Source organism: Chryseobacterium sp. CCNWLW53, from assembly GCF_037083525.1.
In the GTDB taxonomy this organism is placed as follows: Bacteria; Bacteroidota; Bacteroidia; order Flavobacteriales; family Weeksellaceae; genus Chryseobacterium; species Chryseobacterium lathyri.
Genome location: NZ_JBAOJR010000001.1, coordinates 1003918 through 1017792, shown reverse-complemented (window position 1 = coordinate 1017792; position 13875 = coordinate 1003918). Strand labels below are relative to the sequence as shown.

Sequence of the window (13875 nt, the reverse complement as noted above, 5' to 3'; positions counted from 1 at the left end):
TTATTAAAAAAGAGAAAAGAATATGTCAGACGAAAGAGTAAGATACAGCGATGCTGATTTACAGGAATTTAAAGCTATCATAAGAGAAAAAATAGAAAAAGCAGAAAGAGATCTTCAGCTGATCAGAGAAAGCTTCATCAATGACCAGAATAATGGTACAGATGATACTTCTCCTACATTCAAAGCTTTTGAAGAAGGAGCAGAAACGCTGAGCAAAGAGCAGAACTCTATATTAGCAGGACGCCAGGAAAAATTTGTGCGTGATCTTAAGAATGCTTTGATCCGAATCGAAAATAAAACCTACGGTGTATGCAGAGTGACAGGAAAGCTGATCCCTAAGGAAAGACTTTTAGCCGTTCCTCATGCTACGCTGAGCATTGAAGCGAAAAATATGCAGAAATAAACCGTTAAGGTTTGTAAAAATACTATTGGGTTTATATCGTATTCACGGATACTTTATAAACCTAATTTTTAATGTATACCCATGAGCGAAGTATTAATTTTAGCAATTATTGTTGCTGCAGTTTTACTGTTTTTCAATAGAGAATGGATCAAAAACAGATTCTTTCCTGACCGACAGAAGAACTACACCATTGATGATCAGTTTAATTCTGATAAACGTGAAAGGGAAAAAGAAATTGACAGAATTTTGAGTAAGATGGGCAAAAACGGTGTTAATGACCTGTCTGCAAAAGACCGGAAAAGACTCGATGAGCTGTCCAAAATGTAACATTTAAAAAAGAAAAGAAAATGGAATCTATCATAGTACATCCTAAAAACCCTATGGAACTGAGTGCACTGAAAAGTGTTTTAAAAGATATGAACATCAGATACGAGCGTGCTCAGACCAAAAATACGTTCCATACAGAAAAGGTTGCCAAGAAAATCTTTGACAAGAAAAATTCTGAGAAACCTTCTAAACCAAAAGGACAGTAATGAAAAAGATCTTAGCTATAACATTTTTAGTATTGTTAATTGATCAGGCTTCAAAAATTTACATCAAAACCCATTTCAATCTGGATGACAGTGTTACTGTTCTTCCGGGCTTTAAACTGACTTTTGTAGAGAATCCGGGAATGGCTTACGGGCTTCATTTCGGAGGTATTATCGGGAAATATTTCCTGGTGATCCTTAGACTTTTCTTAATTGGAGGAATGGTTTATATGTTCAAAAAATGGCTGCAGCAGGGAGCATCCAACTATCTTCTGATCCCAATGGCTATTATTTTTGCCGGTGCCATTGGAAATATCATTGACGGAATGTTTTATGGACTTATCTTCGACAGCGGAACAGTTTACGACCCAAGCATCGACCGATGGATAGGATATGGAGGAGTTTCGAAGTTTGTTCCCTTCGGACAAGGTTATTCTGCTTTTATGAAAGGCTGTGTAGTAGATATGCTTCACTTTCCTCTGGTAGACTGGTATGTTCCTGATAATATCCCTTTGATTGGTGGTAAACACCTTGAATTCTTCAAGTATATTTTCAATGTGGCCGATTCTGCCATTACGGTAGGAGCTGCTTTATTATTAATATTCAGAAAAAAAGCTTTTCCTAACGGACTTGAGTTTTAAAAAACAGTATTCCGGATGAAAAAAGTAATCAAAAATATTTTTAAAATTTTCCTGCTGCTTGTTGTAGCGGGAATTATTTTTATAGCCTGGGCTAACTACAGTATCAGAAAAGAAAGCAGCGCTTTTGTTTCTTACAATATCTCTGATATTCCTGAAACCAAAGTGGCTTTACTGCTCGGAACCGGGAAGAATCTGAACAACGGCATGCCGAATGCTTATTTCTACAACAGGATACAGGCCGCTGTAGACCTGTATAAAAGCGGAAAGATCAAATACATTATCGTAAGCGGAGACAACAGCACCAAAGATTATAATGAACCGGAAGATATGCAGCTTACTTTAATGAAATACGGCATTCCAAAGGACAGGATTATAATGGATCATGCCGGATTTCGTACTCTGGATTCCGTGGTAAGGGCAAAAGATATCTTTGGACAGCAGAAGCTGGTGATCATTTCACAGAAATTCCACAATGAAAGAGCTGTTTTTCTGGCTAAAAAAAACGGAATAGAAGCTTTCGGGTATAATGCTAATGATGTAAATAAATACGCCGGCTTAAAAACCAACCTCAGAGAGTATCTGGCCAAAGCAAAGGTTTACTGGGATTTGCTTTTCGGAGTACAGCCGAAATTCGGGGGAGAAAAGATTATTATTCCTTAACTATCTTCACTGGAAATAACATTGCTTTTTAGCTTAAAAATTCTCCGCAATTTTAATTTCACACAAACATCTGTGCAAATCTGTGTAATCTGCGGGAGAATTAATTAAATTTGCAATTCATTAATTTTTATAAATAATTTAAACAAATGTCAAGAATTCTTACCGGCATTCAAGCCACCGGAACCCCCCATCTTGGAAATCTTCTTGGGGCGATTATTCCTGCTATTGAACTTTCCAAGCAGGAAGGAAATGAATCATTTTTATTCATTGCGAATCTTCATTCTCTTACCCAGATCAAAGATGCGAAGGTTTTAAAACAGAATACCTACGAGATCGCTGCGGCTTGGCTTGCTTGTGGGCTGGATACAGAAAAAACATATTTTTACAGACAGAGTGATATCCCTGAAACCTGTGAACTTTCTTGGCATTTATCATGTTTTTTTCCTTACCAGAGATTAACCCTTGCTCATTCATTTAAAGATAAAGCAGACAGGCTTCAGGACGTTAACGCCGGACTGTTCACCTATCCTATTCTGATGGCTGCGGATATTTTACTGTACGATGCAGAAATAGTTCCTGTAGGAAAAGATCAGCTTCAGCATCTTGAAATTGCCCGTGATGTAGCATCAAGGTTCAATAACCAGATGGGAGAAGTTTTTGTACTTCCTCAATCTGAGCTTCAGGAAGACACGAAATATGTTCCCGGAACAGATGGCCGTAAAATGTCTAAATCCATGGGAAATATCATTAATATATTCTTACCTGAAAAAGAGCTGAAAAAACAGGTAATGAGTATAGAAACCGATTCTAAAGCTCTGGAAGAACCAAAAGACCCTGAAACAGATAAAGTTTTTGCGATCTATGAATTAATTGCTACTCCTGAGCAGACGGAAGAATTAAGAGCTAAATACTTAGCCGGAAACTTCGGTTATGGACACGCCAAATTAGAGCTTTTAAATCTGATTTTAACCCGTTTTGCAAAAGAAAGAGAAATGTTCACTTATTATATGAACAATCTGGATGAGCTGGAAGCAAAACTTCAGGAAGGTGCTGCAAAAACAAGAGTAGTTGCAACAGAAACCATTAAAAAAGTAAGAGCAAGCTTAGGAATTTAAACATTAAGATACCAAAGCATTGTTTTTAGAAAGAATAAAGCAATGCAATCCATCTTCAAACTCATAGACAATATCCCATCCGGGATATTGTTTTGTTATAGTCCTGATGATAGACAGTCCCAAACCGGTAGAACTATGGTCTGAGCCCTGCTTATAAAAGCGGTTGAAGATCTGCACTTTGTCCAATGGAACACCATTACTGCTATTCCGGAAGACGAGCCTGTTATCTTCTATAATGATATTGACAATCCCCTCCTGATTATTATATTTAATTGCATTTTTAAGCAGATTGGAAAGAAGGATATCCGCCAGATCAGGATTAAAGTCTACCCCAAAGAATCCTTTTTCAACAATGCTGACTTCAATTTTTTTGAATTCGATAAAATCCTCATAGCTTTTAACCAGTTCTGCAATCATTTCATTGAAATTTACTTTTGACATTTTATTGAACTGGCTATTCTCTATTTTTGAAAGCATCAGCAGGGATTTATTCAGTCCTGCCATTCTTCTCAGGTCTCCTTTCACTTCAGTAAGGAAATTCATATTCTTCTTGTCAAGATCATCATTCTGGATCATCAGATCGATCTTATTAGTTACAATAGCCAGCGGTGTCTGAAGTTCATGAGATGCATTTTCAATGAATTGCTTCTGCTGATGGAAAACAAATTCGTTCCGTTTAATCATTTCCTCTATTTCCACATTAAGCTCTTCAAATTCTTTGATAGAATAATTCTGAGGTTCCTGTGGGGAAGAAGCTCCGAACTGGTATTTCTTCAGCCTGTTTAAAATGGCATAGAACGGACGCATGGCTTTGTTCAGCATATACCCATTGACAGCAACAATACTGATCACAAGTAAAATATACAGCACGATTAAAGCTGTAGTCAGGTCATACACCAGCTCGTCCTGCTCTACAGTAGAAGTCCGTATTTCAAGTCTCTGGCGTTTTCCGAACTGATCTATAAAATCGGTCTCAAGTACGCGATAAGGCTGGTCCTTATCATCATATTCCATATAGAACATCTTGTTATAGAGCCTGTTTTTATCTTTATATTCAGATTCTGAAATCGGTTTGATCTTAAATTCGTTAAATCCGAAATTTTTACTGTCCAGCAGTTTAGGATCGTGATATACCGCTTTAATAATTTGTATCTTTCTGTCTTTCAGTCCGTCATCTACATTATCATAAACTTCGTCCAGGATATAGGCATAAAATAGCGCCGCCCAGACCGCAATGATCAACAGCAGAATGCCGATCATATATTTGATAGTGTAATATTTTAAGGAAACTTTCATTTAGACAAATTTATAACCAATTCCGTAAACGGCCTGGAAATCGGCTTCTGCATTGAGGCTTTTCAATTTTTTACGGAGATTTTTAATTTGTGAATAAATAAAGTCCAGACTGTCTGCCTGGTCAATATAATCTCCCCAGATGGCTTCAGCCAAAGTCGTTTTCTGCAGCGTTTTTTCCGGGTGAATCACAAAATAGTACAGGAGGTCATATTCCTTACGGTTAAGAATCAAATCTTCATTCCCGACTTTAACGGTTCTGTTTTCCGGATCAATACTGATGTTTTTATAGGTAATTGTATTTTCCCCATCCTGATTCTTTCTTCTGATTACAGACCTGATTCTCGCCATTAACTCAGCAAGATGAAAAGGTTTTGCCAGATAATCATCGGCCCCTATTTCCAGTCCTGCCACCTTATCATCAACAGAATCTTTGGCCGATAGAATAATCACAGGATCTTTCTTATGCAGCTTCCTGATTTCTCTCAGCAGGTCAATTCCATTTCCATCCGGCAGCATAATATCCAGAAGAATACAGTCATATTCATACGAAATGATCTTTTCCAGCCCTGTATTGTACGTAAGGGCAAATTCTACAATAAAACGCTCTGCTTCCAGAAAAGTCTGTACAGTATCTTTCAGTTCCGGTTCATCTTCTATGATTAATATCTTCATTCTGCAGTATTGGTCTATCAAATATATGAAATAGAAGAAAGATGAAAGCTCAAGGTTATTTTCAAGGACTGTTGTTTTTACAATAGTAATTGAATATTCTTCAATCGATACTGTTACTTAAAAACTTCCATCTTCTAGCTTTCATCTTCCTTCAGCTATATTTTTTCAATTGAATTAATCATCAATTCTCTTGAAGTTTCCTTTTCTGTCAAATTCAAGATCCAGGCCGTTAGAAAGTTCTGCTTTATAAGACCACCTTTCTTTTTCTATCTTAACGATATAGGTATTTGGAAAGTTCTTAGCAGCATAGTTCCTGATCGATGCCGGAATAAATGCATAAGGCAGCTTCTGATGTTTTCCGTCCACTTCTTTCCAGTCTCCGCTACTGTCGAATTCTACCTTCATCCCGTTAGCAAGATAGACCTGGTATTCATCAACACCATAGATTTCTCTGTCTTCGATTGCCGATCCTACAGCAACACCTTTAAAATGGGAGGCAAGGAAATTTTTAGCCGTTTTAGGCAGTTGATTGGCATTGATTGCTTTGTCCTGTGCAAAGATAAATCCGCCTGCCAGTAAGAAAATTAAAACGAATGCTCCGGTGATTTTCCTAAAATTTCTCATAATCTTAAATTTTTTCTGTTTTATTATGGAGCAAAGTTCAGAATCAATTTAGGAAAGAATTAGGAAAAATGAAAAGTGGAGAATGAATAATGAAAAAAAATTGAACCATTAAGATCAGATAAGTGTTTAAGAAAATTAAGAAAGCTGCTGCTTAATAAAATCATTTGATTTTTTCTTAATTAAACTTAAGACCTTCAATCATCTTAATGGTTCAAAAAAATAAATTTTGTAGCTATTGAAAGCTGTGTATTTTATAAATATTCTTTAATCTGCAAAAGATGGGTAATACTTTTCAGACCTTCTTCCTGCTTATTTTCTTTATACACATCGAAGAAGATTACATCAATTCCATAATTCTGGGACCCGACAACATCCGCGATCCAGTCGTCACCAATCAGGATACTTTCTTCTTTACCGGCTTCTGCAAGCCCCAACGAATATTCAAAGATCTTCGGATTGGGTTTTCTCACCCCTACAGAATCAGCGCTGGTAATGGTTTTGAAATATTTATCAATTCCTGAAAGGATGCATTTCCTCTCTGTTACTTCCTGGAAGCCATTGGAAATAACGTGCAACGTATAACCTTTTGATTTCAGATATTCCAAAATGTACTCTGCACCTTCTACCAGCTCGTTGTGGTTGAGGATCTTATCCAGGAAATGCTCTTCAAAATATTGCGAAAGCTCTTCATCATCCACTCCGAAATGTTTGAAAGTATCATAGAAACGGTGTTTTCTCAGGTATTCTTTACCGATAATACCGTCTCTGATCTTTTCCCAAAGGCTCTCATTAATTTCATGATAGACAGAATGGAAGGCCTCAAAGTCGATATTATAATGTAAGGTGATTTCCTGTTTTTCAAAAAGGTCTTTGATGGTAAGGTAAGCGTTCTTACGGTGATCCCAGAGCGTATTGTCCAGGTCAAAAAAAATGTGCTGAATTTTCATACAGCACAAAATTACTCAATTTAATTTTTGGAAATCGGGAAATTCTTGCTTTTGGTTTGTACCAATTCAAGACTTTTGGAGTAACTCAGTAAAAAATCAATTGTTTGTTTCTTAGGTTTCAAAGTTTTCACTTTTAAGGAATCATTTTTTTTCATAGGCGAAAGTATGTTTTCCTTTAAACGTGAATTTTTCGAAAATATTATTCTAACGTGTCAATACAATGTTATTTTCGTCCATGATTTTTCTCAGGTTAATGAGCGCATAACGTACTCTTCCCAATGTGGTATTGATACTCATATTGGTATGATCTGCAATTTCTTTGAAACTTAAGCCATCGAAAAATCTTAATTTAATAACTTCCTGCTGATTCTGTGGCAAGAACTGAAGCATCCTCAAAAGATCTTCCTGGATCTGCAACGTTACTAGCTGCTCTTCAATATTTTCTGAAGGCTCCCGGATCAGATCGAAAATAGAATACTCATCTGTTTCAAAAGTAGTTTCTGAAACTTTAACGTTTTTCGCTTTCAGTCTGAAATGATCAATAATAAGGTTGTGTGCAATTCTTTTTGCCCAAAGAATAAATTTTCCTTCTTCGTTATATCGTCCTTCTTTCAACATCAGGATGATTTTCATGAATGTATCCTGAAAAACATCATTGGCCAGGTCTTCATCATTAATTTTGTAAAAAATGAATGTAAACAGTTCTCTCTGATGACGATGAATAAGGGCTGATAGGGCTTCTTCATCTCCTTTCTGATAAAGGGAAATTAGTAGGCTGTCCGTTTTTGATTTCATAACTCTTCTCAATAATAAAAAATTTGCAGACCAGCAATTCTCCAGATATTTTATCTGGCCCTAGCTGTAAATACAAAACAGTTTTTTAGAGTAAAGTAAAATCAATAGGCAGTACAATTATTATATGGTGTAAATATAATAATTTTTTAATAACTGTTAACCTATTATTAAATTTTTACGGGAAAATTTAAAAAAAATCACTTAAACATATCATGAATAAAGACTGTAGGAATATTTAATGTTAAATTAACATTTAAGCCTTTCAGCTCTTTTCCGTTCAAACGGGCCTCTCCGATTGGGAAAGCATAGCCTCCGGTAAGATCCAAAAGGCCGAAAAGAGTAACTCCTATTTTTGGTGCGATATATTTATTAGTTCCTTCTGCCCCAATTAAAAGATAATATGAGTGGTAGAAATCTACATTTTTTTCAAAATTAAGAAGAACATCAGCCTGCAGTTTCGGCATGATCGCAAACTTAGACCCGGCGGATCCCATTAAAGCAGATGCACCCAAACGGTATATCACATCATCATTCTTCAGAAAAAGCAGCTTCCCTCCCAATTCTCCAAAGCTTTGGTTCTGGTATGTATATCCTACGGTGACCATTTTATGCATGGTATACTGTGCCCTTGCCACTATGCTCAGGAAAAATATAAAAAGTACGGTAACTGTTGATCTAAAATTCATCATCTCTAATTATTTAAGGTGTAAAATTAAAAAAAACTGCCTTACCCAAAGATAAAGCAGTCCTATTTATTATTTCTGAAGACAAATTAAATGCCGAAAGCAGCTTTAATTTCGTCTACTTTGTCAAGTTTTTCCCAAGTAAAGAACTCAAGACCTGTAAGGGTAATTTCATTTTTCTGACCTTTATTGAATGTTTTGTCAGCTATATAATGCTCTTTCCCCATATGCCCGTAAGAAGCCGTTTCCTGGTAGATAGGATTTCTTAATTTTAAGTTCTGCTCAATGGCATAAGGTCTTAAATCAAAGATTGAAGTCACTTTTTTAGCAATATCACCATCATGAAGATCTACTTTCGCGGTTCCATAAGTGTTGATATACAAACCGCAAGGTTCAGCAACACCAATTGCATAGGAAACCTGTACAAGAACTTCGTCAGCTACTCCTGCAGCCACTAAGTTTTTAGCAATGTGTCTTGTAGCGTAAGCAGCACTTCTGTCTACTTTCGACGGATCTTTTCCAGAGAAAGCACCACCACCGTGAGCTCCTTTTCCTCCGTAGGTATCTACGATAATTTTTCTTCCCGTAAGACCTGTATCCCCGTGAGGACCTCCGATCACAAACTTCCCTGTTGGGTTGATGTGATATTTGATCTGATCGTTGAACAATGCTTTGATCTCTTCAGTCTGTTGAGCTACCACTCTTGGAACCAGGATCTTTTTGATGTCTTCACGGATCTTATCCAGCATTTCTTCTTCAGTTCCAAAGTCGTCATGCTGTGTAGAAACCACAATAGAATCAATTCTTACCGGCTTGTGATCGTCAGAATATTCAATTGTTACCTGGCTTTTTGCATCCGGACGAAGGTAAGCGATTTCGTTCCCTTCTCTTCTCAATACAGAAAGTTCTTTAAGGATCGTGTGGGCAAGGTCTAAAGCAAGAGGCATATAATTAGCCGTCTCGTTGGTTGCATAACCGAACATCATCCCCTGGTCACCAGCTCCCTGTGCGTTAGCTTTGGCTTCAAAAGATTCGTCGTTTACTGCTCTGTCCACTCCCTGGTTGATATCCGGAGACTGTTCGTGAATCGCGGAAATTACTCCACACGAATCTCCGTTGAACATATATTCTCCCTTAGTGTATCCAATTCCGTTAATAACATCTCTTGCAATAGTTTGAACATCAAGATATGCATCGGACTTCACTTCTCCGGCCAGCACGACCTGCCCTGTTGTTACAAGGGTTTCACATGCTACCTTAGAGCTTTTATCATATGCTAAAAAGTGATCGATTAATGCATCGGAGATCTGATCGGCAATTTTATCCGGATGTCCTTCTGAAACTGATTCAGATGTAAATAGATAAGACATATTATTCTTTGTTTTTTAGATTAAAATATATGAAGAAAAATAAGAATAAATTGCCTAGAAAGAATACTGTTTTAGCATATTTTTAGAGAGGTTGCAATCAGGTCAAATTTTTCCTCGTTTATAAACGTTCGCAAATTTAAGTACTATTTTTTTAATACTAAAGGTTTTTGCTTATTAATTGTAATTTTCTTAAGATTAATGATTTATATCACTTTGCAGTCTTCTTAGTTCATTGCGGTTTGATGCTCACAAATTCCTTTGGGTTTACATGATAATTCAGTTTAAGCTCAAGAGATTTTTTGATAGACAGCGCCAGCTCATCAATAATTTTCTGCTTAAAAGTCGGCTTATAGTAAATAATGCTGATCTCTCTGTAAGGAAAAGGTTTTTTGAACCTGAAAACATTCTCCTTCTGCTCTTCCGAAAGCTGGCTCAACGCTAATTCCGGCAGAATGCTGATCCCTCCCACTTTATCCACCATATGGACCAAAGTCTGAATATTGGATGCTAAGAAATCCAAATTCTTAGGCTTTAATGTATTTTCTTTTAAATGACAGATATTCTCAAACTGGTTTCTCAGGCAGTTCCCTTCTTCCAGGAGCCAGACTTTTTCCACATTCAGTTCTTCAGGTATGATGTAAGAGTTCTTTTTATTCGCTTCCGTATTGGAGCTGTAGATCATCAATTCTTCATTGAAAAGAAAGTCCTGATAAAATTCATCAGCAGAATCATAAGGGGTAGAAATAATTCCGGCATCCAGTTCACCTGCTTTTAAAGCCTTGACAATATTGTCTGTGGTCATTTCTTTTACATTCATCTGGATTTTCGGATTATCTTCCAAAAATTTAAAGATTTCTGTCGGCAAAATGAAAGAAGAAACGGTAGGAATGATTCCTAAATTGATCGTTCCTCCTAAAATATTATTCAAAAGGTTGGCTTTATTTTTCAGCTCATTGACAGATTCTATAATTACCTTTGCCTGATCAATGATTTGGAGCCCAACATCTGTAGTACGGATTGGGTGTGTTGTTCTGTCGAACACCTTCACATCCAGTTCATCCTCAAATTTTTGTATCATCGCACTTAATGTAGGCTGTGTAATAAAGCATGCCTGAGCTGCTTTACCAAAATGTTTGTACTTATCTACAGCGATAAGATACTCCAGTTGCTGAATGTTCATCTGATTAATATTATCTATTACAAAGATAAAATGTTTTTGCTATTTGTAATCAAAAATTCAAGTAAATTTGATATTTAATACGTCTGCATAAGACAGTTTACAAGGGAAATCAACCATACAAATCATAACTATATGGATTCTAAAAAATTAACGCTAAGCAATGGCGCACCTTATTTTGAACATCAGGACTCACAGACAGTAGGTCCCAGAGGGCCTGTCCTGCTGCAGGATTTCATTCTTCAGGAAAACCTTGCGCACTTTGTAAGGGAAAGAATCCCCGAGAGAATTGTGCACGCCAAAGGAACCGGAGCCTACGGAACATTTACCGTAACACACGACATCAGTCAGTATACAAAAGCCAAATTATTTTCAAAAATAGGAAACTCATGCAGAATGTTTGCCCGGTTTTCTACTGTAGGGGGTGAAAAAGGAAGTGCAGATACAGCAAGGGACCCGAGAGGTTTTGCTTTAAAATTTTATACGGAAGACGGGAACTGGGATCTGGTAGGAAATAACACGCCGGTATTCTTTATTAAGGATGCCAAAAAATTTCCAGACTTCATCCATACCCAGAAAAGAGTTCCGAAAACCAATTTAAAGAGTGCCACGATGATGTGGGATTTCTGGAGCCATAATCCGGAATCTCTTCACCAGGTTCTTATTTTAATGTCTGACAGAGGAACACCTTATGGTTACAGACATATGCACGGGTTCGGATCACATACTTTTTCGATGATCAATGCTCAAAATGAAAGAGTCTGGGTAAAATTCCATTTTATAACAAAACAGGGAATCAAAAACTTCACTGATGCAGAGGCCGTAAAGATGGCTGGAGAAAACCCTGATTTTGCACAGGAAGATCTTTGCAACGCCATTGAAAATGGAGATTTTCCGAAGTGGACCATGTATATCCAGGTGATGACGGAAGAGCAGGCAAAAGATTTCAGATGGAATCCTTTTGATATTACGAAAGTATGGTTTCATGATGATTTCCCGATGATCGAAGTAGGTGAAATGGAACTGAATGAAGTTCCGGTCAATTATTTTGCACATGTGGAACAGTCTGCATTTTCACCAAGCAGTCTTATTAACGGAATCAGCTTTTCTCCGGACAAAATGCTTCAGGGAAGGTTATTCTCTTATCCCGATGCCCACAGATACAGAGTGGGAGTCAATGCTCACCAGCTGGAAGTGAATCGATGCCCTTTTGCAGTCAACAACTACCAGAGAGACGGTTTTATGGCAGATTCCAGTCAATACCAGGATAAACCGAATTATTTCCCGAACAGCTTTGATGACATTAAGCCGGATCCGGTTTATAAGAATTATGAATATGAGCTGGACAGTGCCCATGTTGCCAGCTATAACAGAAATGAAAATGATGATGATCATTATACCCAACCCGGATTACTGTATACAAAATCTATGACCGCTGAAGATAGAGAGCACCTAATCAGCAACATCGTAGGAAGTATGAGAGGAATTTCCGGGCCGAAAAAAGATGAGATCATCAACCGTCAATTATGTCACTTTTTCAGGACTAATATAGAACTTGGCATGAAAGTGGCATCTCAGCTAAATATCAATATTGATGCTAATATGATGAATCATTCGAAATAGGATTTTGAAGGATTCATTAAGTAAAAGGAAAAAAAACTAATATTTTTTCCTTTTTTTTGCAAAAAATTCATAATTTGCAAAAAATAATATTTTATAGTGGAAAAATGAGTTACGAAAATATATTATTAGAAAAGGAAGGGAAATTAGCTGTTGTAACCATAAACAGACCTCAAAGCTTAAATGCTTTAAACGCAAAAACGATTCAAGAGATAAGCTCAGCCATGGATGAACTTAACGCTGATGTGTCCTGTAGAGTAATTATTATTACAGGAAGCGGCGAAAAATCATTTGTAGCGGGAGCCGATATAAAAGAATTCAGTGATTTTGGACAGGAAAAAGCCGAAGAACTGGCCAGAAACGGGCATAATACCCTGTTCAACAAAATTGAAAATACATCTAAGCCTGTTATTGCAGCCGTGAACGGTTTCGCATTGGGAGGAGGTTTAGAGCTAGCTATGGCTTGCCACATCAGATATGCATCAGAGAATGCAAGACTGGGGCTTCCGGAAGTTACTCTGGGATTAATTCCGGGGTATGGAGGGACTCAAAGGCTTCCTAAATTGGTAGGAAAAGGTATTGCCAACGAAATGATCTTCTCAGCCAAAATGATCCCTGCTCAAAAAGCAAAGGAAATCGGATTGGTGAATGAAGTATACCCTATTGAAGAATTATTAACCAAAACAAAAGAATTAGCGAATATTATAGCCAATAACTCACCAATGGCTATATCAAAGGCCATCCAAGCCGTAAACTTGTCTGACACGGATAAAGGTTTTGAATCTGAAATCAAGTATTTCGGAGAACTTTTTGAAATGAACGACAAGAAAGAAGGAGTTAACGCTTTTTTAGAGAAAAGAAAGCCTAATTTCTAAGATTTTTAATCCAAATTATTTCGAAAAAAACTAATGCTGCGGTATGAATAAGTTTGATAAAGCTTATCTAAAAATGGCCCAAGAGTGGGCAAAATTATCCTACTGTAAGAGAAAACAGGTAGGAGCTCTTATCGTAAAAGATAGGATGATTATTTCAGATGGTTACAACGGAACTCCTTCGGGATTTGAAAACTGCTGTGAAGATGGAGAAGGAAAAACACACTGGTATGTACTTCATGCGGAAGCCAATGCTATCTTAAAGCTGGCCGCTTCCACTCAGTCTGCAAAAGGTGCTACGTTATATTTAACGCTGTCGCCATGCAAAGAATGCAGTAAGCTGATTCTGCAGGCTGGAATTACAAGACTTGTGTATATTAATGAGTATTCAGACGACGACGGGATAGCGTTCTTGAGAAACCATAACATTGAAATAGAACAAATATCGGACTGTGAACTAAAAAAATAAG

At 37.1% G+C, this 13875-nt stretch carries 17 protein-coding genes; 9 read left to right on the top strand and 8 right to left on the bottom strand.

Features of this window, described 5'->3' with window-relative positions:
- The first annotated feature begins 22 nt into the window (after positions 1-22).
- From V6R96_RS04770 to trpS, 6 genes are all read left to right on the top strand, one after another.
- Positions 23-403, top strand: a complete 381-nt coding sequence (locus tag V6R96_RS04770) for a TraR/DksA C4-type zinc finger protein (RefSeq protein ID WP_048505480.1) — start codon at positions 23-25, stop codon at positions 401-403.
- 81 nt (positions 404-484) lie between these two features.
- Complete coding sequence (locus tag V6R96_RS04765; protein WP_116013118.1) at positions 485-730, top strand: DUF6576 domain-containing protein; 246 nt, start codon at positions 485-487, stop codon at positions 728-730.
- A 20-nt stretch (positions 731-750) separates the two neighbouring features.
- Positions 751-936 carry a DUF2683 family protein gene (locus V6R96_RS04760; protein WP_111958618.1) on the top strand — a complete coding sequence of 62 codons (186 nt, stop codon included), beginning with the start codon at positions 751-753 and terminating at the stop codon, positions 934-936.
- On the top strand, positions 936-1574 hold the full coding sequence (locus V6R96_RS04755; protein WP_111958616.1) for a lipoprotein signal peptidase: 639 nt from the start codon (positions 936-938) through the stop codon (positions 1572-1574). The genes V6R96_RS04760 and V6R96_RS04755 overlap by 1 nt, the downstream gene beginning before the upstream one ends.
- Before the next feature lie 15 nt (positions 1575-1589).
- Positions 1590-2234 carry an ElyC/SanA/YdcF family protein gene (locus V6R96_RS04750; protein ID WP_336378152.1) on the top strand — a complete coding sequence of 215 codons (645 nt, stop codon included), beginning with the start codon at positions 1590-1592 and terminating at the stop codon, positions 2232-2234.
- A 146-nt stretch (positions 2235-2380) separates the two neighbouring features.
- A complete protein-coding gene (gene trpS / locus V6R96_RS04745) occupies positions 2381-3349 on the top strand; it encodes a tryptophan--tRNA ligase (protein WP_111958612.1) in 969 nt (322 codons plus the stop codon).
- A 3-nt stretch (positions 3350-3352) separates the two neighbouring features.
- Here the strand turns inward: trpS and V6R96_RS04740 are convergent, their stop codons facing one another.
- From V6R96_RS04740 to V6R96_RS04705, 8 genes are all read right to left on the bottom strand, one after another.
- A complete protein-coding gene (locus V6R96_RS04740; RefSeq protein ID WP_336378151.1) occupies positions 3353-4645 on the bottom strand; it encodes a HAMP domain-containing sensor histidine kinase in 1293 nt (430 codons plus the stop codon).
- Entirely contained in the window at positions 4646-5317 is a 672-nt protein-coding gene (locus V6R96_RS04735; protein WP_336378150.1) for a response regulator transcription factor, read from the bottom strand. It lies immediately after the preceding gene.
- A 174-nt stretch (positions 5318-5491) separates the two neighbouring features.
- Positions 5492-5941: a PepSY-like domain-containing protein gene (locus V6R96_RS04730; protein ID WP_223557701.1), complete on the bottom strand. Its 450-nt coding sequence runs from the start codon at positions 5939-5941 to the stop codon at positions 5492-5494.
- 251 nt (positions 5942-6192) lie between these two features.
- A complete protein-coding gene (locus tag V6R96_RS04725) occupies positions 6193-6888 on the bottom strand; it encodes a YjjG family noncanonical pyrimidine nucleotidase (RefSeq protein ID WP_336378149.1) in 696 nt (231 codons plus the stop codon).
- 204 nt (positions 6889-7092) lie between these two features.
- Positions 7093-7683, bottom strand: a complete 591-nt coding sequence (locus V6R96_RS04720; RefSeq protein ID WP_111958602.1) for an RNA polymerase sigma factor — start codon at positions 7681-7683, stop codon at positions 7093-7095.
- A 197-nt stretch (positions 7684-7880) separates the two neighbouring features.
- Positions 7881-8372: a hypothetical protein gene (locus V6R96_RS04715; protein WP_336378148.1), complete on the bottom strand. Its 492-nt coding sequence runs from the start codon at positions 8370-8372 to the stop codon at positions 7881-7883.
- An 83-nt stretch (positions 8373-8455) separates the two neighbouring features.
- Positions 8456-9736, bottom strand: coding sequence for a methionine adenosyltransferase (gene metK / locus V6R96_RS04710; protein ID WP_111958598.1), 1281 nt, complete (start codon positions 9734-9736; stop codon positions 8456-8458).
- A gap of 229 nt (positions 9737-9965) precedes the next feature.
- The gene (locus V6R96_RS04705) at positions 9966-10916 is read right to left on the bottom strand and encodes a LysR substrate-binding domain-containing protein (RefSeq protein WP_111958596.1); all 951 of its coding nucleotides are present in this window, start codon (positions 10914-10916) and stop codon (positions 9966-9968) included.
- 132 nt (positions 10917-11048) lie between these two features.
- Here V6R96_RS04705 and V6R96_RS04700 point away from each other — a divergent pair, with 132 nt between their 5' ends.
- The 3 genes from V6R96_RS04700 (at position 11049) to V6R96_RS04690 (ending at position 13874) form a co-directional block, all read left to right on the top strand.
- Complete coding sequence (locus V6R96_RS04700) at positions 11049-12536, top strand: catalase (RefSeq protein WP_111958594.1); 1488 nt, start codon at positions 11049-11051, stop codon at positions 12534-12536.
- A 104-nt stretch (positions 12537-12640) separates the two neighbouring features.
- Entirely contained in the window at positions 12641-13408 is a 768-nt protein-coding gene (locus V6R96_RS04695) for an enoyl-CoA hydratase-related protein (protein ID WP_336378147.1), read from the top strand.
- A 43-nt stretch (positions 13409-13451) separates the two neighbouring features.
- Positions 13452-13874 carry a dCMP deaminase family protein gene (locus V6R96_RS04690; RefSeq protein ID WP_111958590.1) on the top strand — a complete coding sequence of 141 codons (423 nt, stop codon included), beginning with the start codon at positions 13452-13454 and terminating at the stop codon, positions 13872-13874.
- The last annotated feature ends 1 nt before the right edge of the window (position 13875 follow it).